The 23,418-nt window shown below is 63.7% G+C and carries 15 protein-coding genes, 5 tRNA genes and 2 pseudogenes; 12 read left to right on the top strand and 10 right to left on the bottom strand.

Translation table 11 applies throughout. From position 1 onward, the window contains the following. Positions 1-16 precede the first annotated feature (16 nt). From NMB96_RS18300 to NMB96_RS18280, 5 genes are all read left to right on the top strand, one after another. On the top strand, positions 17-631 hold the full coding sequence (locus tag NMB96_RS18300) for a CDP-alcohol phosphatidyltransferase family protein (RefSeq protein ID WP_043889235.1): 615 nt from the start codon (positions 17-19) through the stop codon (positions 629-631). Positions 632-686: 55 nt separating this feature from the next. Beyond that, positions 687-1,886, top strand: a complete 1,200-nt coding sequence (gene phaE / locus NMB96_RS18295; RefSeq protein ID WP_043889234.1) for a class III poly(R)-hydroxyalkanoic acid synthase subunit PhaE — start codon at positions 687-689, stop codon at positions 1,884-1,886. After that, positions 1,883-2,959: a class III poly(R)-hydroxyalkanoic acid synthase subunit PhaC gene (locus NMB96_RS18290; protein WP_023904114.1), complete on the top strand. Its 1,077-nt coding sequence runs from the start codon at positions 1,883-1,885 to the stop codon at positions 2,957-2,959. Before phaE ends, NMB96_RS18290 begins: the two co-directional genes overlap by 4 nt. Positions 2,960-3,073: 114 nt before the next feature. Continuing rightward, complete coding sequence (locus tag NMB96_RS18285) at positions 3,074-3,274, top strand: PspC domain-containing protein (protein ID WP_006450932.1); 201 nt, start codon at positions 3,074-3,076, stop codon at positions 3,272-3,274. A 26-nt stretch (positions 3,275-3,300) separates the two neighbouring features. Next, positions 3,301-3,759 (top strand): hypothetical protein, encoded by a 459-nt coding sequence (locus NMB96_RS18280; RefSeq protein WP_043889233.1) that lies wholly within the window; start codon positions 3,301-3,303, stop codon positions 3,757-3,759. Here the strand turns inward: NMB96_RS18280 and NMB96_RS18275 are convergent. Beyond that, positions 3,717-4,928, bottom strand: a complete 1,212-nt coding sequence (locus NMB96_RS18275) for an NAD(P)/FAD-dependent oxidoreductase (RefSeq protein WP_023904113.1) — start codon at positions 4,926-4,928, stop codon at positions 3,717-3,719. The two genes, NMB96_RS18280 and NMB96_RS18275, sit on opposite strands and share 43 nt — an antisense overlap. A gap of 193 nt (positions 4,929-5,121) precedes the next feature. Between NMB96_RS18275 and NMB96_RS18270 the strand changes: the two genes are divergently transcribed. Both NMB96_RS18270 and NMB96_RS18265 read left to right on the top strand, forming a co-directional pair. Further along, positions 5,122-5,349 (top strand): hypothetical protein, encoded by a 228-nt coding sequence (locus tag NMB96_RS18270; protein WP_006450935.1) that lies wholly within the window; start codon positions 5,122-5,124, stop codon positions 5,347-5,349. Positions 5,350-5,451: 102 nt separating this feature from the next. Beyond that, complete coding sequence (locus NMB96_RS18265) at positions 5,452-7,818, top strand: Tex family protein (protein ID WP_023904112.1); 2,367 nt, start codon at positions 5,452-5,454, stop codon at positions 7,816-7,818. A gap of 620 nt (positions 7,819-8,438) precedes the next feature. On the opposite strand, the pseudogene NMB96_RS18260 reads toward NMB96_RS18265, so the two are convergent. From NMB96_RS18260 to NMB96_RS18255, 3 genes and pseudogenes are all read right to left on the bottom strand, one after another. Next, positions 8,439-11,417 (bottom strand): annotated as a pseudogene (locus NMB96_RS18260) (PAS domain S-box protein); the annotation flags it as partial. A 54-nt stretch (positions 11,418-11,471) separates the two neighbouring features. Next, positions 11,472-11,738, bottom strand: a pseudogene (locus NMB96_RS23450) (hybrid sensor histidine kinase/response regulator); the annotation flags it as partial. 672 nt (positions 11,739-12,410) lie between these two features. Then, positions 12,411-12,791 carry a response regulator gene (locus NMB96_RS18255; protein ID WP_023904110.1) on the bottom strand — a complete coding sequence of 127 codons (381 nt, stop codon included), beginning with the start codon at positions 12,789-12,791 and terminating at the stop codon, positions 12,411-12,413. A 139-nt stretch (positions 12,792-12,930) separates the two neighbouring features. On the opposite strand from NMB96_RS18255, the gene NMB96_RS18250 reads away from it, so the two are divergent. Beyond that, a tRNA-Leu gene (locus tag NMB96_RS18250) sits at positions 12,931-13,017 on the top strand. Between the two features lie 357 nt (positions 13,018-13,374). After that, the gene (locus NMB96_RS18245) at positions 13,375-13,551 is read left to right on the top strand and encodes a hypothetical protein (RefSeq protein WP_043909075.1); all 177 of its coding nucleotides are present in this window, start codon (positions 13,375-13,377) and stop codon (positions 13,549-13,551) included. A gap of 79 nt (positions 13,552-13,630) precedes the next feature. Here the strand turns inward: NMB96_RS18245 and NMB96_RS18240 are convergent. The 6 genes from NMB96_RS18240 to NMB96_RS18215 all read right to left on the bottom strand — a co-directional run bounded on the left by NMB96_RS18240 (position 13,631) and on the right by NMB96_RS18215 (position 15,175). After that, a tRNA-Glu gene (locus NMB96_RS18240) sits at positions 13,631-13,706 on the bottom strand. Positions 13,707-13,753: 47 nt separating this feature from the next. Next, positions 13,754-13,829 (bottom strand) — tRNA-Ala (locus NMB96_RS18235). Positions 13,830-14,009: 180 nt separating this feature from the next. Further along, positions 14,010-14,085 (bottom strand) — tRNA-Glu (locus NMB96_RS18230). A 46-nt stretch (positions 14,086-14,131) separates the two neighbouring features. Continuing rightward, positions 14,132-14,207 (bottom strand) — tRNA-Ala (locus NMB96_RS18225). A gap of 105 nt (positions 14,208-14,312) precedes the next feature. Continuing rightward, entirely contained in the window at positions 14,313-14,774 is a 462-nt protein-coding gene (locus NMB96_RS18220) for a c-type cytochrome (protein WP_006452401.1), read from the bottom strand. Between the two features lie 8 nt (positions 14,775-14,782). Then, complete coding sequence (locus NMB96_RS18215; protein ID WP_023904106.1) at positions 14,783-15,175, bottom strand: c-type cytochrome; 393 nt, start codon at positions 15,173-15,175, stop codon at positions 14,783-14,785. Positions 15,176-15,380: 205 nt separating this feature from the next. Here NMB96_RS18215 and NMB96_RS18210 point away from each other — a divergent pair, with 205 nt between their 5' ends. From NMB96_RS18210 to NMB96_RS18200, 3 genes are read left to right on the top strand one after another with little or no spacing between them, the layout of a single operon-like run. Beyond that, positions 15,381-16,523: an efflux RND transporter periplasmic adaptor subunit gene (locus tag NMB96_RS18210; protein WP_023904105.1), complete on the top strand. Its 1,143-nt coding sequence runs from the start codon at positions 15,381-15,383 to the stop codon at positions 16,521-16,523. After that, positions 16,520-20,032, top strand: coding sequence for an efflux RND transporter permease subunit (locus NMB96_RS18205; protein WP_183086748.1), 3,513 nt, complete (start codon positions 16,520-16,522; stop codon positions 20,030-20,032). The genes NMB96_RS18210 and NMB96_RS18205 overlap by 4 nt, the downstream gene beginning before the upstream one ends. After that, on the top strand, positions 20,029-23,115 hold the full coding sequence (locus tag NMB96_RS18200) for an efflux RND transporter permease subunit (RefSeq protein WP_183086749.1): 3,087 nt from the start codon (positions 20,029-20,031) through the stop codon (positions 23,113-23,115). Before NMB96_RS18205 ends, NMB96_RS18200 begins: the two co-directional genes overlap by 4 nt. Positions 23,116-23,418: the final 303 nt, after the last annotated feature.

Genomic DNA, 23,418 nt, shown 5'->3' with positions numbered 1-23,418 from the left:
TCACCTCAGGCTGCGCATGAAACGCCATTTCTCGATGCTGCGCGATTTCCAACTCGCGGACTGGTTCACCCTGGCCAACGCCTTCTGCGGCACCGGTGCGGTGTTTGCCTCGATGCGCTTTCTGCAGGAAGGCCATCGCGGCGACCTGCTGCTGGGCATGGCGCTGATTCCGCTGGCGTTCGTCTTCGATGCGCTGGACGGGCACGTGGCGCGCTGGCGCAAGGCATCCTCGACGCTGGGGCGCGAGCTGGATTCGCTGGCCGATGTGATCTCCTTCGGCGTGGCGCCGGCGGCGCTGGGCTATGCCTGCGGCATGCGCGGCGGCTGGGACTGGCTGGTGCTGAGCTATTTCGTCTGCTGCGGCGTGAGCCGGTTGGCGCGCTACAACGTGACCGCCGAAGAGATCGCAGGCGAGGCCGACAAGGTGCCGTATTTCGAAGGCACGCCGATTCCCAGCAGCCTGCTGCTGGTGATCCTGCTTGCGGTGGCCGCCAGCAGTGGCCATATCGGTCAAAGCCTGTGGTGGGGCCAGTGGCAGCTCGGGCCGTGGCAGCTGCATCCGTTGGTGCTGCTGTTTGCGGTTTCCGGCTCGCTGATGATCAGCAAGACGCTGCGTATTCCCAAACCCTGACCGGCACGCCGGGACACACGCGGTAGGATGGCTCGGTGAACAGGCACAGGAAGGGATGATGGCAAGCAGCGGTTCGGACAATGGCAACGAGGACAAGGCGCGCCAGTACTGGAACGCCTGGGCAGATGCCATGCGCCACGGCCAGTCCGGCTCCGCTGCGCCGCCGGGTGCGGTTCCAGGCATGGGGCCGGGCACGGACGCACCGCAGGACTGGCGCAAGGCGATGGACTGGTGGTCGCAGTTGTTGCCCACCCAGGCCGCACCGCAGGCGCAGGAGGCGATCGACCGCTTCCGCAATCAGGCCGGCGACTGGTTCGGCACGATGCAACAGGTGGCCGCGCAGTTTGCCGGGCGCGATACCTCGGCCAACGAAGTCTCCGATGCCTGGCGACAGGCCGTGCAAGGGCAGGGCGAGCAACTGATGCAGTGGACGCTGGGCTCGTTGCGCGGCGGCAGCCCGGGCGGGTTCGATCCGTGGCTGCAGCAGGCAGCGCAGACCCTGGAAAAGTGGCAGCAGGAAAACGCGCCCTGGCTGCAGATGCCGGCATTCGGCTTGAACCGCAATCATCAGGCACGCCTGCAGACGCTGGCACGCGCGCAGCAGGACTATCAAGCGCAGTCGCAGGCCTATGGCGAACAACTCAAGTCGGCCGTCGAGCAGGCGTTCGGGCGGTTTACCTCCAAGCTGGGCGAGCATGAAAGCAGCGGCAGTCAGCTGACCAGTGCGCGCGCCTTGTTCGATCTGTGGATCGAAGCGGCCGAAGAGTCTTATGCAGACATTGCGTTGTCCGACCGGTTCCGCGAGGTGTACGGCGGCTTTGCCAACGCGCATATGCGCCTGCGCGCCGCACTGCAGGAAGAAGTGGAGCAACTGAGCGAGCGCTTCGGCATGCCGACCCGGTCGGAGATGGATGCTGCGCATCGCCGTATTGCCGAGCTGGAGCGCGCGGTGCGGCGGATGCTGCGCACTGCAGCGAGCCCGGCGAGCAAACCTGCGGCAGCGCCGGCAGCAGATCCGGTGGCATCGGCCACGGCCAAGCGTGCGTCGTCGTCCAAGGCGAGCGCAGTGTCCGAAGCAGCGCATGCAGCGAGCGCCGTCAAAAAGACCGCAGCGAAAAAGACTGAAGCTAAAAAGTCTCCGGCCAAACACTCTCCGGCCAAACAAGCGACCGCTTCGAAGCCGGTCTCCAGGCCAGCCACTGGCAAACCCGTCAGCAAGGCGGCCGCACGCAAGCCACGTGGAGCGCAGGCATGAAAGGCCCGTTGGGATTCAGCGCCGAAGACCTCATGCAGGAAACCTTGTCGATGCAGCGCAAGCTGCGCGAGGGGCTCAAGCTGCTGCCCGGTGTGGAAGACGTGGATTACGGCGTCACCGAGCGCGAAGAAATCTGGCGCGACGGCAAGGTGGTGCTGTATCGCTTCGTTGGCGAACAGGCACCGGTGGCCAAGACGCCGCTGCTGATCGTCTACGCGCTGGTCAATCGTCCGTACATGGTCGACCTGCAGGCCGACCGCTCGCTGGTCAAGGGCTTGCTGAGTCATGGCCAGGATGTCTATGTGCTGGACTGGGGCTACCCGGACCGCTCCGAGCGTTACCTCACACTCGAGGATTATCTGCTGCGCTATATCGATGGCGCGGTGGATCATCTGCGTGCGCAATCAGGTCTGGATGCGGTCGATGTGCTCGGCATCTGCCAGGGCGGCACGTTCTCGCTGTGCTACGCCGCGTTGCAACGGCCCAAGGTGCGCAACCTGGTCACCATGGTCACGCCGGTGGATTTCCACACGCCCGACAACATGCTCTCCAACTGGGCGCGCATGGTCGATGTGGATCTGTTCGTCGATACGATGGGCAACGTGCCGGCGGATTTGATGAATGCCAGTTACCTGATGCTCAAGCCGTTCCGGCTGAATCTGCAGAAGTACGTCGGCTTGCTCGACATCCTCGACGACAAGCAGGCGCTGGAAGATTTCCTGCGCATGGAAAAATGGATCTTCGATTCGCCCGACCTGGCCGGCGAAGCCTTCCGCGAGTTCGTCAAGCTGTTCTATCAGCGCAATGGCCTGGTGACGGGGCAGGTGAGCATCGGCGGGCAGGCGGTCGATCTGCAGGCCGTCGACATGCCGGTGCTGAACATCTACGCCGAACACGATCACCTGGTGCCGCCTGATGCCTCGCGCGCGCTGCGTGGCCTGGTCGGCAGCGACGATTACAGCGAGCTGAGTTTTCGCGGCGGGCATATCGGTATCTACGTCTCCGGGCGTGCGCAGCGCGAAGTGCCGGTGGCGATCCATCGCTGGCTGCAGGAGCGTGGCGGCAACGCCTGACGCGGCGCGAGGGGCGTGATCCAGAGGCCTGCCATCAAGCACGCCGCCGTCGCCATCACCACACGCTGTCGCCGGTCTTTTTAGACTAAACGCAACGTTTGCAGGAGCCTTGCCATGTCCACCAGCACCACGCTGTCCCGTTCTCTCAACGATCGCATGATCGCCGGCGTTGTCGGCGGCATCGCGCGCCGGCTCGGCTGGAGTTCCACGTTGCTGCGCGTGTTGTTTGTGATCGTGTCGATCGCTTCTGCCGCATTCCCTGGCATCCTGGTCTATCTGATCCTGTGGCTGCTGATCCCCAATCAGGCCGATTGACGCCCGCTCCGCGCGGGTGGCCCGCAATGCAGGTGTTGGGCGCGTTGTGGACGCTGCCCAACACTTTGCTTGGTGTTGCGATCGGTGCGGTGGGCAGCTGTTTCGGCGCACGCCCGCGCTGGTCCAGCCAGGAGCTGGCACTGGTCTTCCACGCCTGGCCATGGGGGCCGGGCGGGGCGATGACGCTGGGCAACGTGATCCTGTTGAAAGGTGCCTCGCTCGATCTGCAGTGCAGCACCTATGCGCATGCCGCCGGCCGCTGCCAGCATCCTCCGGTGCGTCTGGGCGATCACGAACGTGCACACGTCTATCAATACATGCTGCTCGGGCCGCTGTTCTTGCCGGTCTATGTCCTGTGCGGCGGCATCCACGTGCGCAATCCGCTGGAGCGGGCTGCTGATCACTATGCGATGTACGGCCACGGGTGGTGGCCGTGGTGGGTTCAGCCCAGTCGCGAGAACCCGAACAACTCGGACAAGGGATGAGATCTGCCTTCCAGTTGCGCGCGCAGTAACCCGGCGCCGATTACGCTATAGGTGATGCCGTTGCCGCCGTAAGCCATTGCGAACGACACGCGCGGCCCGTATTGGGGGTGGGTGCCGAAGAACGGCAATCCGTCTGCGGTTTCGGCGAAGGTGCCGCCCCAGGCAAACACCGGGCGCAGGCTCACATCCGGCATCGTCTTTTCGATTTTCTTCAACAGCGTTTTCAGCTTGCGCATGACGCGCGCATCGCGACGTGCCGGGAGATCGACGTTGTCGTCTTCGCCACCGGCCACCACGCGCCCATCCGGCGTGCTGCGCAAGTACAGATACGGACGCGCGGTTTCCCACATCATGGTGTGCTTGAGCGCGCCCATCTCGCTGTCGTGCAAGGGGTCGGTCACGAATGCGTAGCTGCTGCGATTGCGCGCCACGCGTTGCGATAGCCACTGCTGATTGCCATAACCGGCAGCCATGATCACGTGGCGCGCGCGCAAGCTGACACCATCCTGGGTGCGCAATACCACGTGCTGGTCGTGAGGTTCGAGCGTGGCAATCGTGCTGCGGTCGTAGATGCGCGCACCGTACTGCTCGCACTCGGCGAGCAGGCGATAGCACAGCCGGTACGGGTCGACGCTGGCGGCCAGGCGGCTGAGGATCGCGCCCTCCGAGCGTACGCCGTAGTTGTGCCATAGCGGTGCGCGCTCGATCCACTCCACCGGCAAGGCATGCGCCTGGCGTGCCTCCAGCTCGCTGCGTAAATCTTTCAGATCGCGTGCCCGGCTCGCGTAATACAGGCTGTCCTGGCGGGTGAAGTCGCAGCCGCCCAGCGTATTGCACAGGCCCTGCAGGTCGAGGATGGCCTGCGCGCACGCGCCGTAAGCGAGCGCGGCCGCCGTCATGCCGTGTTGCCTGGCCAACTCGATCATCGGCGTATCGATTTCGTATTGCAGCAAGGCGGTGCTGGCCGAGGTGCTACCCCAGCCGATCTCGCGTTGTTCGACCACTACCACGTCGTGCCCGTGCTTGAGCAGTTCGTGCGCGATCAGGGCTGCGGTGACGCCGCCACCGACGATGGCGACCTCGCAGTGGGCGTCTTGTTCCAGGCGCGGATAGGCGCGCATCAATCCGTTGCGGATCGACCAGAACGGGTAGCCACTTTTGAGGTCCATGCGGTGTCGTCAGAGAGCGGGCGGTCTGCAATTTGACGGCCAAGCGGGGTGAAGCGGTCGTGCAGATCGAGCAGACGCGGGGCCGTCACCAAACCGCAAACAGCCGGCGTTAACGTGCGTGGAAAGCTCCTCACGGCACGGTCGTTATGCTCGCGCCACTAACGTAGTCACAGTTGTTAACGAGGGTGTGGGTATGTCGATCGTTTTGTACGTCGGTGGCAGCAAAGATGGCGACAAAGGCGTTGTGCCTTATGGGTTCAGCAAGTCGCGTGCGATGACCGATGCCGGCCCGGAGGTCTATGTTGAGCGCATGGTGCCGCTGAAAGACGTCGGCAAGATCCGTGTGATGGCGCTCGAATCGCTGCACGAAAGCATTCTGGTCGAGCGCGCAGCCACCCATTACGCGCGCCGCGTCAGCTGAGCGCGTCGGCATAGGTTTACGGGTGCCCTGTCAACGGGTTCCCGCAGCGGGCCAGCACTGCGAAAATGCTTTTTTCAGTGAAGCGGTTCTTACCGCGCCGTCATGATCGATAGTCAGCTTGCCCAGCAGATCGCTCGCACCATCGCCGATGAGATCGGTGCCCAACCCGCTCAGGCGCGCGCCGCCATCGCCCTTCTCGACGAAGGCGCCAGCGTTCCGTTCATCGCCCGCTACCGCAAGGAAGTCACCGGCGGTCTGGACGACACCCAACTACGTAATCTGGAAACGCGGCTGACCTATCTGCGCGAGCTGGAAGAGCGCCGCGCAGCGATCCTGTCCAGCATCGGCGAGCAGGGCAAGCTCAGCGACGAATTGCGTGACGAGATCGGCGCGGCCGATACCAAGTCGCGGCTGGAAGATCTGTATCTGCCGTACAAGCCCAAGCGCCGTACCCGCGCGCAAATCGCGCGCGAAGCCGGCCTGGAGCCTTTGGCCGATGGGTTGTTGGCTGACCCGAGCCAGGCGCCGGAAGTGGCCGCCGCGCCGTTCATCGATGCAGAGAAGGGCGTTGCCGACATCAAGGCGGCGCTGGAAGGTGCGCGCGCCATCCTGATGGAGCGCTGGGGCGAAGATGCCGCCCTGGTCGGCGAGCTGCGCAGCTGGTTGAACGACAACGGCGTGATCCGCGCGCGCGTGGCCGAGGGCAAGGAAGAGGCCGGTGCCAAATACCGCGATTACTTCGACCATGTCGAATCGTTGGCAAAGATTCCTTCGCACCGCTTGCTGGCGTTGTTCCGCGCGCGTCGCGAGGAATTTCTGTATCTGGATCTGGACCCGGGCAGCGACGCCGAGACCGGCCACCAGTATGCCGAAGGCCGGGTGGCACTCAGCGCCGGCGTGTCCAACCAGGGCCGCCCGGCCGACCGCTGGCTGCTGGACGCCTGCCGGCTGACCTGGCGCGCCAAGCTGCACATGCATCTGCTGCTGGACCTGTTCAACCAGGCGCGCGAAAAGGCCGAGGCCGAGGCGATCGCGGTGTTCGGCGACAACCTCAAGGACCTGATGCTGGCCGCGCCGGCCGGCGCACGCGTGGTGCTCGGGCTGGATCCGGGCATCCGCACCGGTTGCAAGATCGCCGTGGTCGATGCCACCGGCAAGCTGGTGGCGACCGAGACGATCTATCCGCATGAGCCCAAGCGGCAGTGGGATCAGTCGCTGCAGACGATCAAGCAGCTGTGCCTGCAGCACAATGTGGAACTGATCGCGATCGGCAACGGCACCGCCAGCCGCGAGACCGACAAGCTGGCCGGCGAAGCAATTGCGCTGTGCGGCGCGGCCAAGCTGCAGAAGGTGGTGGTCAGCGAAGCCGGTGCGTCGGTGTATTCGGCATCCGAATTCGCGGCTAAAGAGTTCCCCAACCTGGATGTCTCGATACGCGGTGCGGTATCGATCGCGCGGCGCCTGCAGGATCCATTGGCCGAGCTGGTCAAGATCGAACCCAAGGCGATCGGCGTGGGCCAGTACCAGCACGACGTGGATCAATATCGTCTGGCCAAGGCGTTGGAAGCGCGCGTGGAAGACTGCGTCAATGCGGTCGGCGTGTACGTCAACACCGCCTCGGCGGCGCTGCTGTCGCGGGTGTCGGGGCTGTCGAGCACGGTGGCGGAAAACATCGTGCGCCATCGCGACGACAACGGTCCGTTCAAGCGCCGCAAGGACTTGCTCAAAGTGCCGCGCCTGGGCGACAAGACCTTCGAGCAGTGCGCCGGTTTCCTGCGCATCGCCGATGGCGACGAGCCGCTGGACGTGTCGGCGGTGCATCCGGAAGCCTATCCGGTGGTGGAGCGCATCGTCGGCAGCACCGGCAAGCCGATCAAGGCCTTGCTGGGCGACGGCAGCTTTCTGCGCGGCTTGAAGCCGGAGCTGTTCACCGACGAGCAGTTCGGCGTACCGACCGTGCGCGACATCCTTAAGGAGCTGGAAAAACCCGGCCGCGATCCGCGCCCCGAGTTCAAGGCGGCGCAGTTTGCCGACGGCATCGAGGACATCAAGCATCTCAAGCCCGGCATGGTGCTCGAAGGGGTGGTCAGCAACGTGGCTGCATTCGGTGCCTTCGTCGATATCGGTGTGCACCAGGATGGGTTGGTGCATATCTCGGCGTTGTCGGACACCTTCGTCAAGGATCCGCGCGATGTGGTCAAGGCCGGCGACATCGTCAAGGTCAAGGTGTTGGAAGTGGACGTGGCGCGCAAGCGCATCGCGCTGACCTGCCGCCTGTCCGACACGCCGCCGCCGGCCGATGCTGCGGCCCAGTCGCGTGATCAACGCGGCAATGGCGGCCCGGGGCAGGGCCGCCGCGACGGTGGTGGTGGGCGAGGCCCTGGGCAGGGCAACAACAAACCGCGCACCACTGCACCGCCGGCCGACAACGCGCTGGCAGCCGCGTTTGCACGCGCAAAGCGCACTTGAGTGATGTTGCCCGGCTGCTGTCTTGGGGGCGTTGTACCTTGCGGATAGATCAACTGTGCGGATAGATCAGTTGTAGGGCCGCTGATCTGCAGCTTGGCTGCAGGGTCCTTGCCCGCCCACCATTGCGGGACACGCCGCAAGTACGTCCATGTAGGCTCTTCTGCGGCATCCATGCCGCATAAGGTCCCGTAACGGTGAGCGGGCAAGGACCAGTCGGGATGGTCGGTGTTTCCGGTTGCGAGCAAGTGCATGACGTTTCAACTCGCTAGCTTTCATCTAGTGCTGCGAACTGCACAAGCAAGCCAACGCAACCCGCGAGATGGCGCGATTTTTAAACCAGCTACCGACTAACTTTCTGGTGCGGTGTCCTTACCGCTTGCGGGACCATGTGGCGGCATGGATGCCGCTACTGAGCCTACATGGACGTACTTGCGGCGTGTCCCGCGAGCGGTGAGGGCACCGCGCACTCGACTCACTGGCTTCTGATTTACTAGCTTTTGACCTATCTCAGTAACGCACTAGCCGAGCAGCGCACGAAGCGGTTGAGCATCGTCAATGTCGGTCTAAAGCGCGCGTCCGATGGTAAACAAGGTCGTTTTAGTCAGCCGCTCCCAGCGATATCAAACCTCGTCCAGTAGCGCGCGCTTCGGCAACATCAAACGTTCGATCAGATCGACCAGACCGGGCGGCTCCACCGGCTTGCCCATATGTGCATCGAACCCGGCGATGACGGCGCGGTCGCGGTCTTCTTCGCGCACATAGGCGGTCAGCGCGATCGCCGGAATATGCTGCGGCAGGTCGGCGCAGCCGGAGCGCACCGTGCGAATGAGATCGTAGCCATCGCGTACCGGCATCGCAATGTCGCTGACCAGTATGTCGAATTGCCCTTGTGCCAGGCATTGTTCGGCGGCGTCCACCGAGCCGGCCGCATGCACCTGTGCGCCCGCGTGCATCAGGAATTGCATCACCGCCTCGCGTGAATCCTGGTCATCGTCGACCAGTAGCAAGCGCACGCCCTCCAATCGTCCATGACAATCGGCCGGCAACGGGCCGACCTGCTTGGTTTCTGTCGAGGCCGGACGTAGGTCGCTGACGCCGTGCTGGAATGGCAGCACGATGGTGAAGGTCGATCCCTTGCCTTCGCCTTCGCTGGAGGCGCCCAGACTGCCGCCATGCAGATCCACCAGCTGGCGCGAGATCGACAAGCCCAATCCCAGCCCGCCGACACGACGCGTGGTGCCTGCATCGGCCTGCCGAAAACGGTCGAACACGTGCGGCAGGAAGTCGGCCGCAATGCCCATGCCGCTATCCTGTACGCATAGCCGCAGTCGCTCGTCTTCGATGTCCAACGCCACCCGCACCGTGCCGCCGGGGGCGGTGAACTTGAGCGCGTTGCTGAGCAGGTTGGTCAGCACCTGCTGCAGGCGCCCGGCATCGCCGAAGAACCACAATTCGCCCTGCGTGGGCGCATCCAGCTCCAAGCTGATCTCGCGTGCGAATGCGGCCGGCTGCATCAATTCCACTGTGCTGCGCGCCAGCCCGGCGATGTCGAAATGCTCCGGCTGCAAGCGGAGCTTGCCGGACAGGATCGCGCTCATGTCCAGCAGGTCGTCGATGATCTGCGTTTGCGCACGCGCGCTGCGCTCGATGATGACCATGCCCTTGCCCAGATTGGCCGGCTCGAAGATGTCCGACTGCATCAGCCGCGACCAGCCCAGGATGGCGTTGAGCGGCGTGCGCAATTCGTGGCTGAGCGTGGCCAGAAACTCGTCCTTGACCCGGCTGGCATGTTCGGCCTGGCCGCGCGCGGTGGTTTCTGCTTGCAGAGACAGCTTGAGCTTGGCATCCACGCGCGTGCGTTCGATGACGATGCCGGCCAGATGCGATGCAGAGCGCGCCATCGCCTGTTCGCGCAGCGAGGGCAGGTGAGTGCGGTCGTAATAGATGTTGAGCGTGCCCAGCACCTGGCCATTGCTGTCCAGGATCGGCGTCACGCAACAAGCCACGATACCCAGTGCCGACGAGACGGCGTGATGGTCGCTGAAGCTGGGGTCTGCCTGGATGTCCTCACAGATCACTTGCCGGCCAAGATAGGCCGAGCGCGCGCAGGGCGGCCCGCTCAGCCCGATCGGCGATGCTTCGAACGGCCCGCAGTACTCGATTGGAAAATGTGGCGCCGAGCCGAAGCTCAGTGTTTTTCGTACTTCATCCAGCACCATCACCGCGCAATACAAGGGGATTTCGCCACGCGCTTCCACGCTCAAGGCGATGGCGTCCAGCACCACCTGCAGTGGTGCGCCGGTAGTGATCAGACTCAGGATGGCGCGGTCCGAGGCAGTGGCGTCTTCGATGTGCTTGCGTTCGGAGATGTCGGTGAGCGAGCCGATGTGGCCCAGAAAACGTCCATCGCTGGCGAAGTGCGGCGAGGCGTTATCGATGCACCAGCGGTATTGCCCGTCATGGCGACGCACGCGGTATTCGGCCAGAAATTCACCGCGCTGCTGCAGCGATTGTTCGAACGCGTCGCGCACGCGCGCGGCATCGTCGGGATGCATCACATCCCACCAGCCCTGATCCATGGCCTGGTCTTCGGCCTGCCCGGTGAAGTCGTACCAGCGCGGATTCCAGTACACGCAGTCGCCTTGCGCGTCGGACATCCAGATCATTGCCGGCACGGTCTCGCACAAGGCGCGGAAGCGCGTCTCACTTTCGCGCAATTGCTGCTCGAACGCGCGCCGGTCGTGGATGTCGGTATAGGTACCGATCCATTCGCTGATGCTGCCAGCGTCACCGCGCACCGGCAGCGCACGCGCTAGATGCCAGCGCGTCTGGCCGTCGTGCCGCCGCAGTTCGCATTCGACCTCGTAAGCGCGCTCGCCACGCAATGCCTGCGTCCACGCCTGCGCGGACAGTTGCAGGCCGTCGGCGGTATGCGCTTGCTGCCATGCAGCCGCTTCGCTGTCTGCGGGATTCAGCCCGGTGTACTCGTACCAACGCTGGTTGAAGTAGTGCGGATGCCCATCCGCTGCGGCAATGAAAATGATCTGCGGCAGCGTGTCTGCCAGGCGACGCAGACGTGCTTCGCTGGCAGCCAGTTGCTGCTGCGTCTTGGCCCGTTGCATGGATTCCCAGCAGCGTGCCGCGACCAGGCGGACCAGTTCGATCTCGGTCGACAACCAGCGTCGCGGTGCGCGCTGATGCACGCCGATCGCCGCGACCAGGCGGCCGTGTTTGTGCAACGGAATGGCCAGCGATGCGCGCAGGCCGGAGCGGCGATATTGCTCTGCCACATAGTCCGGTGCACCGGGCGCGGTGGCATCGGTGGTGAACCAGGGGCGATTTTCCAGTAAGGCATCGCGCAGTCCTTGCGCCACTTCCAATGGGAAATCGCCTTGCAGGCTCGGCATGTCCTGCACGTGGTCGCTGATCACGTGCATGGTCTTGCCGTCCGCACCCGCTAGACCGAACGCACAGCGATTGGCCTGCAGATGTTCGCCGAGCAAACGCACGCTGGTGTCGATGATCTGACGCGGATCGGACACGTGCTGCAGCGCGTCCTCGAGCATCAACAGGAAACTGTCGCGACTCTCGCCGCGGCGTGGTTGGGTGACGTCGAATCCGTGCACCAGAATCGCATCGATGCAGCCTTCGCTATCGCGCATCGGCTGATAGAGAAAATCCACGAAGGTTTCATCCAGCGCACTGCCGGGCGTGCGCTGCAGGTAGGCGGTCATCGATTCGCCGATGAAGGGCTGGCCACTGCGACGCACTTCATCGAGCAGACCCAGATAGCCCTGGTCGACGATTTCCGGCATCGCTTCGACCAACGGACGACCAATCAGCAGCCGCTCGCCAACCAGTTCGTGGAAGCGTTGATTGACGCTTTCGATGATGTAGTCGGGTCCGCGCAGCACTGCCATGAAGGCGGGCGATTGATCGAGTGCCGTGGACACGGCAAGCGGATCGGGGTCGCTGCCGGCAGCGCGGATGTTGGCGGCTGGTGTGCCGGCAACATATAACGTACCCACGCGTTCGCCGGCATCCAATACCGGGCTGCACGACCATGCCGCCAGATTCGGTGCAGGCGTCGCTTCGACACGCACGCCGTTGGAGGTGCGCGCGTTGGTCGGTGTTGCAAGCGGTTGTCCGAATGCCGCCGGATGCCGCTCACCCAGTAACGCAATGCAGGCATCGTTGTAGACGCAGTGCGACGCCTCGCCCCAGACCAGTAGCATCGGAAGCTGCGCGTGCAGACACACCGACAAGGTGGTGCGCAACGCCGCACTGTTGCGCAACAACGTGTCGGCAGCGCACGTAGAGGCGTGAAACAACACGGCAGTTTCGCTCGTCTCCGGCAGCAGGCCGGCAAACGGCAACACGGCGCTATCCATCCGGCGGCCCGCCTGTAAACCTTCAATCCACGATTCTAGTGGCAACCAGGGTGGTAGCGGCTGCTTTGGACCGGCTGATAGCGCAGCAGGTGCCCACCATTTAGATGCGGGCACGCACAGACTGCGACATAGGTGGAAACCTGCGGATTTCGAACGGCGGCCGCGCTCGCTTTGCGCTGTGTGGTGGTGCTGTTCGCTGCTTTAGCTGTTTGCGTCGCTCAGCTGCCGCGCCCTGGACAGAGCACCGACGAGTTCTTCGGACAAATAGGGCTTGGTCAGGATCACGCCGCGTTCGAAGCCGCTCGGGATGCTGCCGCTGGCAACACCGGTGGCCAGCACGAACGGAATTCCGAGCTCCGACAATAGCCGAGCGATCGGCTCGCTGGTCTGACCATTGCCGAGACGATAATCCAGCACTGCAATATCGGGCGCGTCGGCATTGATCAGCTGCAACGCTTCGGCGACTTCTCCAACAGGGCCCAGCACGGCGGCGCCAGCCTGGACGAGCTGCAACTCGAGCAGCATGGCATTCATGTCATCGTTTTCGACCACGAGTACCCGAATTCCACGCAACACCGACATTGCCCACTCCTCCACGTAAGTCGGCCAGTATATCGACACCGGTTCGCCCACGGGTTGCAGACCCCGCTTGCAGCTGAATTCGTCAGCCACGTCCTGACACTGTTCGTTTCGCTCGCGACTCGCTATACTGCGCGGCCACGCCGAAGTGGCGGAATCGGTAGACGCAGCGGATTCAAAATCCGCCGCCCTTAAAAGCGTGTGGGTTCGAGTCCCACCTTCGGCACCAAGTTACTGTAGTACAAGCGAAAGCCCTTCCGGCGAAAGTCGGAGGGGCTTTTTGCTTTGGCGGTTTGCTGGTGATGAAAGGAGTGATGGGTCTGCTGATTTGCCTCACCACGCACACTGATGTTGTCGCATGCGAGCGCTTTTTTTCGCACCCGCGGTCGAGCCGTGCGATGTGGCGCATGTCTGCGGTGTAGCGCAGTGCGTTCTGTTCGCACGGCGGGCACATGATCGGCATGGCATTGCGCAGTGCAAGCGCATGCACGCGAGATGATCTAGATGCGCGTCGAACGACATGCAGGCACGCAGCCATCACGCCCGGTCCGTACCGTGGAAGGCTCTTTACAAGCAGGTGGCCTCCATGGATTTTGACTCTTCGCAGCAACTGCGCATTCTTCGCGACATCCACGACACCACACCGGTCGCCGACGAAGAAGCTAATTGGGCAGTGCGTGCCGGCTACGCGACACAAGCCGAAGACGGCGATATCGATCTGACTCACGAAGGTCGCAAGGCATTGGACGATGGGCAGACCTGACGCAGTTTTTTGCGTAGACGTTCGCATACGTAAACGTCAGGCAAAAAAAGCCCCGGCAGTGCCGGGGCTTCTAGATGATTGGCGTCCCCACGGGGATTCGAACCCCGGTGTCCACCGTGAAAGGGTGGTGTCCTAGGCCTCTAGACGATGGGGACGCGTATCAAAACCTGGTTGTAGATTCCAGACGGCCTATGTCTAGAATTGGTGGAGCCAGGCGGGATCGAACCGCCGACCTCCTGCATGCCATGCAGGCGCTCTCCCAGCTGAGCTATGGCCCCGCAGTGTTGCTAGCCGGCAATCATAGCGACATCGAGAGCGCTTGGGAAGTGATTCGTAGAAAAAATTTACTAGATGCATCTGCCGCTGGGTGCCTCGACTAATGCATCTGCTCGCCCGCAGTGGTCGCAACAAAAAGCACGCAAAAAAAAGCCCCGGCAATGCCGAGGCTTTCAGATGATTGGCGTCCCCACGGGGATTCGAACCCCGGTGTCCACCGTGAAAGGGTGGTGTCCTAGGCCTCTAGACGATGGGGACGCGTATCAAAACCTGAGTTGTCATCCTGACGGCCTAATGCCAGGAGTGGTGGAGCCAGGCGGGATCGAACCGCCGACCTCCTGCATGCCATGCAGGCGCTCTCCCAGCTGAGCTATGGCCCCACGAAGCTGAGAACGAAATGATAGCGGCCGGTTAAGGTTCGCGCAAGTGGTTTTTCATTCGGAATGAGACGGAGCGTGCGCCCGATACGGCACGCACGCCATGACTCAATTGACGCCGTGCAGATCGCGCAATTGCGTCTGCCGTGCACCGAAATACGCGGCCAGATCGGCGATGTCCTGGTCGCTCAACGCGGTGGCCTGCGCGGTCATCAACACGTGTTGGCGGTCACCGCTGCGGTAGGCCTGCAAGGCATGCGCAAGATAGTCCCCGTACTGGCCGCCGAGCTTGGGGTAGCTGGGGTCGATCGGCGCATTGCCATCGGCGCCGTGACAATCCACGCAGCTCTGGCCGGTGGCTTTGCCTTTCGCGTGAGCCAGCTTGTCGCCGGCGGCAGCGCGGCCGGTCGGCAGGCCGGCTGACGAGCCGGAGCCGTGCTCGCCGCTGGCGTGGCCGGCATCGCCGGCAGAGTGATCGGTGGATTCCACCTGGGATTGGGAGCAGGCCGCCAGCATCAGGGCAGCGACCAGGGCGATGGCTAGACGCGGAGCGTACAGGGCGTTCGTCATGTGGGCGCTTATTTGAGGGTGGACAGGTAGGCGGAGATATCGGCGATATCCTGCTCGGAAAAGCTCTGCGCCTGTGCCTGCATGGTCGGGTGTTTACGCTTGCCCTGGCGATATTCGGTCAGCGCCTGCGTGAGGTACTGGCTGGACTGGCCGCCGATCTTGGGCACGCGATAACTGGGGTAGGCGTTCTTGTAGCCGGTCACGCCATGGCAGCCCTGGCAGGTATAAGCCAGTAGCCGGCCATTCGACGGATTGCCGGTGGGCGCTGCAGGTGCTGCCACCGCCGCGGCGGGCGCAGGCGTGGACGGAACTGCAGGCGGGATTGACGGTGTCGCTGATGCGCCCCCAAACGGCAGGAAGACGACCAGAGCGAGACAAGCGGCGAGCGGCTGCGGGCGCATGGTTTCGTATCCGGAAGACTGATTGAGCGTCCGCACGTGGGGGCGTGGCGAACCGGTCCGAGTATGCCTGCGATTTGGCGCGGCGCAAACCGGGGGTGAATAGGCAAACTTGAACAGACCATGACCTTTGGCGCATTGGCGACATGATCGTTCGGGTGGTCTACTTGCCTACAACACCTGTTCACGCATCCACTAGGACACGACGATGTCGCCACTCTCTTTCTTGCCCGGCCGCAGCGGAACCTGCGCCGCCGCTTTGTTGATCACCACTAGCCTGCTGCTGGGCGGTTGCAAGACCGGAGACGGCGAGGCCAAGGCCGCCGAGGAAAAGAAAACCGTCGATGCGGTGCCGGTGGAAATCGCCAAGGCCGCGCGCCGTGCGGTGGCGGCCAGCTATACCGGCACCGCCGCCCTGGAGCCACGTGCCGAAGCACAGGTGGTGGCCAAGACGTCCGGCGTGGCGTTGGCGGTGATGGTGGAAGAGGGGCAAAAAGTGTCGGCTGGCCAGGCATTGGTACGGCTGGACCCGGACCGCGCGCATCTGGCGGTGGCGCAAAGCGAGGCGCAATTGCGCAAGCTGGAAAACAGCTATCGCCGTGCCACGCAACTGGTCGGCCAGCAATTGGTCAGTGCCGCCGATGTCGATCAGCTCAAGTTCGATGTCGAAAACAGCCGCGCGCAGTACCGGCTCGCATCGCTCGAGTTGTCCTACACCACGGTGCAGGCGCCGATTTCCGGGGTGATCGCCTCGCGTTCGATCAAGACCGGCAACTTCGTGCAGATCAACACGCCGATCTTCCGCATCGTCGACGACTCGCAGCTGGAAGCCACGCTCAATGTGCCCGAGCGCGAACTGGCCACGCTCAAATCCGGCCAGCCGGTGACCTTGCTCGCCGACGCATTGCCGGGCCAGCAATTCATTGGCAAGGTCGATCGCATTGCGCCGGTGGTGGATTCGGGCAGCGGCACGTTTCGCGTGGTGTGTGCGTTCGGCCAAGGCGCCGAAGCGCTGCAGCCGGGCATGTTCGGGCGCATCCGTATCGATTACGACCAGCGCAAGGATGCATTGGTGATTCCGCGCCTGGCGCTGCTGGACGATGGCGAACCGGCGGTGTTCGTGGTGCGTAACGGCAAGGCCAGCCGGGTGCCGGTGAAGCTCGGTTATGCCGAAGGTCCGTGGCTGGAAGTGCGGCAAGGCCTGAAAGAGGGCGACCAGGTGGTCACCGCCGGCAAGGTCGCGCTGCGCGATGGCACGGCGGTGCAGATCATCGGCCAGCCCGAGCGCAAGCCGGTGGCGGCGGCACCGGCAGCCGGCGACAACACCGGCAGCGATGAGACGCGCTCATGAGCGATCACGGCAACGCGCACGGACCCGTGCACGACCCGCATGCGCCATTGCACGGAGGTGGTGGCGGTTTGGTGGCCTTCGCGACGCGGCGGCGGGTGACCATCGCGATGATCACCGTGACCATGCTGCTGTTCGGGCTGATCGCGCTGCGTAGCCTCAAGGTCAATCTGCTGCCGGATCTGAGCTATCCCACGCTGACCGTGCGCACCGAGTACACCGGTGCGGCGCCGGCGGAAATCGAGACGCTGGTGACCGAGCCGGTGGAAGAAGCGGTCGGTGTGGTCAAGAACCTGCGCAAGCTCAAGTCGATCTCGCGCACCGGGCAAAGCGATGTGGTACTGGAATTCGCCTGGGGCACCAACATGGACCAGGCCGGCCTGGAAGTGCGCGACAAGATGGAAGCCCTGTCGCTGCCCCTGGAAACCAAGCCGCCGGTGCTGTTGCGCTTCAATCCTTCGACCGAGCCGATCATGCGGCTGGCGCTGTCGCCCAAGCAGGCGCCAGCCTCCGACAGCGATGCGATCCGCCAGCTCACCGGCTTGCGTCGTTATGCCGATGAGGATCTGAAGAAGAAGCTCGAGCCGGTGGCCGGCGTCGCGGCGGTCAAGGTCGGCGGCGGGCTGGAAGACGAGATCCAGGTCGATATCGACCAGCAGAAACTCGCCCAGCTCAATCTGCCGATCGACAACGTGATCACCCGGCTCAAGGAAGAGAACGTCAACATCTCCGGCGGCCGCCTGGAAGAAGGCTCGCAGCGGTATCTGGTGCGCACGGTCAACCAGTTCGTGGATCTGGACGAGATTCGCAACATGCTGGTCACCACGCAAAGCAGCAGCGGTAGCGCGGCGCAGGCGGCGATGCAGCAGATGTATGCGATTGCTGCGTCCACCGGCTCGCAGGCGGCATTGGCGGCAGCGGCCGAAGTGCAAAGCACCTCGTCGTCGGCCAGCAGCAGCATTGCCGGCGGCATGCCGGTGCGATTGAAAGATGTGGCCGAGGTGCGCCAGGGTTACAAGGAACGCGAGGCGATCATCCGCCTGGGCGGCAAGGAAACGGTGGAACTGGCGATCTACAAGGAAGGCGATGCCAATACCGTGTCCACGGCAGCTGCGTTGCGCAAGCGCCTGGAGCAGTTGAAGGCGACCGTGCCCGGCGATGTGGAGATCACCACCATCGAGGACCAGTCGCACTTCATCGAGCACGCGATCAGCGACGTCAAGAAGGATGCGGTGGTCGGTGGCGTGCTGGCGATCCTGATCATCTTCTTGTTCCTGCGCGATGGCTGGAGCACGTTTGTGATCAGCCTGTCGTTGCCGGTGTCGATCATCACCACGTTCTTCTTCATGGGTCAGTTGGGACTGAGCCTCAACGTGATGTCGCTGGGCGGCTTGGCGCTGGCGACCGGCCTGGTGGTGGACGATTCGATCGTGGTGCTGGAAAGCATCGCCAAGGCGCGCGAACGTGGCTTGAGCGTGCTGGATGCGGCGATCGCCGGCACCCGGGAAGTGAGCATGGCGGTGATGGCCTCCACGCTGACCACGATCGCGGTGTTTCTGCCGCTGGTGTTTGTCGAAGGCATAGCAGGGCAGCTGTTCCGCGACCAGGCGATGACGGTGGCGATTGCGATCGCGATTTCGCTGGTGGTGTCGATGACGCTGATTCCGATGTTGAGTTCGCTCAAGGGCGCGCCGCCGATGGCGTTCCCGGACGAGCCGAGCCATCCGCAGTGGCAGCCGGAGCAGGGCTGGCTCAAGCCGGTGGCCGCAGGCCGGCGTGGCGCGGGTGCGAGCGTGCGCTATGCGTTCTTCGGTGCGGCGTGGGCGGTAGTCAAGCTGTGGCGCGGCGTGGCGCGGGTGGTGTCGCCGGTGATGCGCAAGGCCAGCGACCTGGCGATGGCGCCATATGGGCGTGCCGAGCGTGGTTATCTGGCGATGTTGCCGGCTGCCTTGCGGCGTCCCGGCCTGGTGCTGGGATTGGCGGCGGCTGCGTTTATCGGCACGGTGTTTCTGGTGCCGATGCTGGGCGCGGACCTGATCCCGCAGCTGGCGCAGGACCGTTTTGAAATGACCGTGAAGCTGCCTTCCGGCACGCCGCTGGCGCAGACCGATGCGTTGGTGCGCGAGTTGCAGCTGGCGCACGACAAGGACCCGGGCATCGCCTCGTTGTATGGCGTCAGCGGCAGCGGCACGCGGCTGGATGCCAACCCCACCGAGAGCGGCGAGAACATCGGCAAGCTCACCGTGGTGATGGCCGGCGGCGGCAGCCCGGCAGTGGAGGCGGTGGCCACCGAGCGGCTGCGCAGCAGCATGGTCGGGCATCCGGGTGCGCAGGTGGATTTCGCGCGTCCGGCGTTGTTCAGCTTTTCCACGCCGCTGGAAGTGGAGCTGCGTGGGCAGGATCTGGGCGAACTGGAACGCGCCGGGCAGAAGTTGGCGGCGATGCTGCGGGCCAATGGCCACTACGCCGACGTCAAATCGACGGTGGAAGAAGGCTTTCCGGAAATCCAGATCCGTTTCGATCAGGAACGCGCCGGTGCGTTGGGGTTGACCACGCGTCAGATCGCCGATGTCATCGTCAAGAAGGTGCGCGGCGATGTGGCCACGCGTTACAGCTTTCGCGATCGCAAGATCGATGTGCTGGTGCGTGCGCAACACAGCGACCGCGCCAGTGTGGAGGCGATCCGGCAGCTGATCGTCAACCCGGGCAGCAGCCGACCGGTGCGTCTGGCGGCGGTGGCCGAGGTGTTGGCGACGACCGGGCCAAGCGAGATCCATCGCGCCGACCAGACCCGCGTGGCGATCGTCTCGGCGAGCCTGCATGACATGGATCTGGGCGGTGCGGTGCGCGAGGTCGAGTCGATGGTGCGCAACAATCCGCTGGCCGCCGGGGTGGGCATGCATATCGGCGGGCAGGGCGAAGAGTTGGCGCAGTCGGTGAAGTCGCTGTTGTTCGCGTTCGGCCTGGCGATTTTTCTGGTCTATCTGGTGATGGCCTCGCAGTTCGAATCGCTGCTGCATCCGTTTGTCATCCTGTTCACCATCCCACTGGCGATGGTCGGCGCGGTGTTGGCCTTGCTGATGACCGGCAAGCCGGTGTCGGTGGTGGTATTCATCGGCTTGATCCTGCTGGTAGGGCTGGTGACCAAGAATGCGATCATCCTGATCGACAAGGTCAACCAGTTGCGCGAGGAAGGCGTGCCCAAGCGCGAGGCCTTGATCGAAGGCGCGCGTTCGCGGTTGCGGCCGATCGTGATGACCACGCTGTGCACGCTGTTCGGCTTCCTGCCGCTGGCGGTGGCGATGGGCGAGGGCGCGGAAGTGCGCGCGCCGATGGCGATCACCGTGATCGGCGGCCTGCTGGTGTCCACGCTGCTGACGCTGCTGGTGATTCCGGTGGTGTACGACTTGCTGGATCGCCGCGCGGACGCGTACTACCTGGAGCGCGGCCGGCGCATGGCGCGGCAGCAGGCGCAGGCGCGCGATAACACCGACGGACTGGAGGCGCTATGAGCGTTGCCGCCTTCAGCATCCGTCGCCCGGTCACCACCATCATGTGCTTCGTGTCGCTGGTGGTGGTGGGGTTGATCGCCGCCTTCCGGCTGCCGCTGGAAGCATTGCCGGATATCTCCGCACCGTTCCTGTTCGTGCAATTACCGTACACCGGTTCCACCCCGGACGAGGTGGAACGCAACCTGGTGCGGCCGGCCGAGGAAGCGCTGGCGACGATGACCGGCATCAAGCGCATGCGCTCGACCGCCACCGCCGATGGCGCGAATATCTTCATCGAGTTCTCCGACTGGGACCGCGACATCGCCATCGCTGCATCGGATGCGCGCGAGCGGCTGGATGCCATTCGCGATGATTTTCCGGAGGATCTGCAGCGCTTCCATATCTTCAAGTGGTCCAGCAGCGACGAGCCGGTACTCAAGGTGCGCCTGGCCAGCCAGACCGACTTGACCGGCGCGTACGACATGCTCGACCGCGAGTTCAAGCGGCGTATCGAACGGATTCCCGGCGTGGCCAAGGTGGAGATCTCCGGCGCACCGCCGAACGAGGTCGAGATCGCCATCGCGCCGGACCGGCTGACCGCGCACGACCTCAGCCTCAACGATTTGAGCGAGCGACTGAGCAAGCTCAATTTCTCGGTATCTGCTGGCCAGATCGATGACAACGGCCAGCGCATCCGCGTGCAGCCGATCGGCGAACTGCGCGATCTGCAGGAGTTGCGCGATTTGGTGCTCAACGCAAAAGGACTGCGTTTGGGCGATATCGCCGAGGTGCGGCTCAAGCCGACGCGGATGAATTATGGGCGTCGTCTAGATGGACGCCCGGCGATCGGGTTGGATGTCTACAAGGAGCGCAGCGCCAACCTGGTGGACGTGTCAAAGGCCGCGTTGAAGGAAGTCGAAGATATCCGCGCCGAGCCTGCGATGCGCGATGTACAGGTCAAGGTGATCGACAACCAGGGCAAGGCGGTGACCTCATCGCTGGCCGAACTGGCCGAAGCCGGTGCGGTGGGCTTGTTGTTGTCGATCACGGTGCTGTTCTTCTTCCTGCGTCATTGGCCCTCGACGCTGATGGTGACGCTGGCGATTCCGATCTGCTTTGCGATCACGCTGGGCTTCATGTACTTCGTCGGCGTCACGCTCAACATCCTTACGATGATGGGCTTGCTGCTGGCGGTCGGCATGTTGGTGGACAACGCGGTGGTGGTGGTGGAAAGCATCTACCAGGAACGCGAGCGCATGCCGGGCCAACCGCAGCTGGCGGCGCTGCTGGGTACGCGCAGCGTGGCGATCGCACTCAGCGCCGGCACCTTGTGTCACTGCATCGTGTTCGTGCCCAATCTGTTCGGCGAGACCAACAACATCAGCATTTTCATGGCGCAGATCGCGATCACCATTTCGGTGTCGTTGCTGGCCTCGTGGTTGGTGGCGATCAGCCTGATCCCGATGTTGTCGGCGCGCATGAAGACACCGCCGATGGTGACCTCCGAACATGGCGTGATCGCGCGGCTGCAGCGTCGCTACGCCAAGGTGCTGGCATGGACGCTTGCCCATCGCGGCTGGAGCGTGGCCGGCATCGTGTTGGTGAGCGCGATCAGCCTGGTGCCGATGAAGCTGACCAAGGTCGACATGTTCGGTGGCGATGGCGGCAACGAGGCCTTCATCCAGTACCAATGGAAAGGCTCGTACACGCATGAGCAGCTCGGCGAGGAAATCGGGCGGGTCGAAAATTTCCTGGAAGCCAATCGCGACAAGTACCACATCACCCAGGTGTATTCGTGGTTCAGCGAGGTGGAAGGCAGCAGCACCACGGTGACCTTTGACGCGAGCAAGGTCAAAGACCTGCCCGCATTGCTTGAGCAGATCCGCAAGGCCCTGCCGCGCTCGGCGCGTGCGGACTACAGCATCGGCAACCAGGGCGATGGCGGCAGCGGCAATCAAGGCGTGCAGGTGCAGTTGGTCGGCGATTCGACCCAGGCATTGCAGGCGTTGGCTGACGACGTGATTCCATTGCTGGCACAGCGCAAGGAATTGCGCGATGTGCACGTGGACACCGGCGACCGCACCAGTGAGTTGGCGATCCGCGTCGATCGCGAGCGTGCGGCGGCCTTCGGTTTCAGTGCCGAGCAGGTGGCGAGTTTCGTCGGGCTGGCCTTGCGTGGGACGCCGCTACGCGAGTTCCGCCGCGGCGACAACGAGGTGCCGGTATGGGTGCGGTTTGCCGGTGCCGAACAGAGCAAGCCTGAGGATTTGGCCAGCTTCACTGTGCGTACCAAAGATGGACGCAGCGTGCCGTTGCTCAGTCTGGTGGACGTGCAGATTCGCCCGGCGGCGACGCAGATCGGCCGCACCAATCGGCAGACCACGTTGACCATCAAGGCCAATCTGGCCGAAAAGGTGACCGTGCCCGAGGCACGCGCGGCGATGGAAAAACCGCTCAAGGCGATGAGCTTCCCGGCCGGTTACAGCTATACCTTCGACGGCGGCGATTATCAGAACGACGGCGAAGCGATGGGCCAGATGGTGTTCAATCTGGTGATCGCGCTGGTGATGATCTACGTGGTGATGGCAGCAGTGTTCGAGTCGCTGCTGTTTCCTGCAGCGATCATGAGTGGCGTGCTGTTTTCGATCTTCGGGGTGTTCTGGCTGTTCTGGATCACCGGTACCTCGTTCGGCATCATGTCCTTCATCGGCATTCTGGTGCTGATGGGGGTGGTGGTGAACAACGGCATCGTGATGATCGAACACATCAACAATCTGCGCCGCCGCGGCATGGGCCGCACGCAGGCGTTGATCGAAGGCTCACGCGAGCGCTTGCGGCCTATCATGATGACGATGGGCACAGCGATCCTGGCGATGGTACCGATCTCGCTGACCAGCACCACGATGTTCAGCGACGGCCCACCGTACTTCCCGATGGCCCGCGCGATCGCGGGAGGGTTGGCGTTTTCGACGGTAGTGAGCCTGCTGTTCCTGCCGACGATCTACGCGATTCTCGATGACATGAGCAACGGAGCAGCAGCGCTGGTACGACGTGCGCGTGGTATGCCGAAGACGACGCAGGCGAGTGCTGCTTTGGAGTCATGAGCAGTCAATCGTGCTGAGGTCTTTCATGGCGTAGTCATCGACCAGTGTGCTGGAGTCTTCAAACAACGCCAGGTACATAAAGCCCCTCTCCCGTCGGGAGAGGGGTTGGGGTGAGGGTACGGTTTCTCCGGGTACTGCCAAGTGCGCGGCTGTTGGTTACTGGCGTCGGTGAGTGGCGGCAGCGCGGCCGGGGACTGGCTCTTCGGCTCGGTCAGACATCCTGTCTGACTCGCCGCCGCGGCACATCCCTGTGCCGCTCTCCGCCAATCCCCGGCCACGCTGCCGCCTCGGCGAGTCACTGCA

The sequence above is a fragment of the Xanthomonas hortorum genome, assembly GCF_024339125.1.
Lineage (GTDB): Bacteria > Pseudomonadota > Gammaproteobacteria > Xanthomonadales > Xanthomonadaceae > Xanthomonas > Xanthomonas hortorum.
This window is presented reverse-complemented; position numbering and strand designations above follow the sequence as displayed.

Coding starts and splice junctions, on each gene's coding strand:
- NMB96_RS18285 (WP_006450932.1), top strand. CDS start 3,074: ATGTCCACCAGCACCACGCTGTCCCGTTCTCTCAACGATCGCATGATC.
- NMB96_RS18280 (WP_043889233.1), top strand. CDS start 3,301: ATGCAGGTGTTGGGCGCGTTGTGGACGCTGCCCAACACTTTGCTTGGT.
- NMB96_RS18290 (WP_023904114.1), top strand. CDS start 1,883: ATGAAAGGCCCGTTGGGATTCAGCGCCGAAGACCTCATGCAGGAAACC.
- NMB96_RS18245 (WP_043909075.1), top strand. CDS start 13,375: ATGGATTTTGACTCTTCGCAGCAACTGCGCATTCTTCGCGACATCCAC.
- NMB96_RS18215 (WP_023904106.1), bottom strand. CDS start 15,175: ATGCGCCCGCAGCCGCTCGCCGCTTGTCTCGCTCTGGTCGTCTTCCTG.
- NMB96_RS18200 (WP_183086749.1), top strand. CDS start 20,029: ATGAGCGTTGCCGCCTTCAGCATCCGTCGCCCGGTCACCACCATCATG.
- NMB96_RS18275 (WP_023904113.1), bottom strand. CDS start 4,928: ATGGACCTCAAAAGTGGCTACCCGTTCTGGTCGATCCGCAACGGATTG.
- NMB96_RS18300 (WP_043889235.1), top strand. CDS start 17: ATGAAACGCCATTTCTCGATGCTGCGCGATTTCCAACTCGCGGACTGG.
- NMB96_RS18210 (WP_023904105.1), top strand. CDS start 15,381: ATGTCGCCACTCTCTTTCTTGCCCGGCCGCAGCGGAACCTGCGCCGCC.
- NMB96_RS18255 (WP_023904110.1), bottom strand. CDS start 12,791: ATGTCGGTGTTGCGTGGAATTCGGGTACTCGTGGTCGAAAACGATGAC.
- NMB96_RS18265 (WP_023904112.1), top strand. CDS start 5,452: ATGATCGATAGTCAGCTTGCCCAGCAGATCGCTCGCACCATCGCCGAT.
- NMB96_RS18270 (WP_006450935.1), top strand. CDS start 5,122: ATGTCGATCGTTTTGTACGTCGGTGGCAGCAAAGATGGCGACAAAGGC.
- NMB96_RS18205 (WP_183086748.1), top strand. CDS start 16,520: ATGAGCGATCACGGCAACGCGCACGGACCCGTGCACGACCCGCATGCG.
- phaE (WP_043889234.1), top strand. CDS start 687: ATGATGGCAAGCAGCGGTTCGGACAATGGCAACGAGGACAAGGCGCGC.
- NMB96_RS18220 (WP_006452401.1), bottom strand. CDS start 14,774: ATGACGAACGCCCTGTACGCTCCGCGTCTAGCCATCGCCCTGGTCGCT.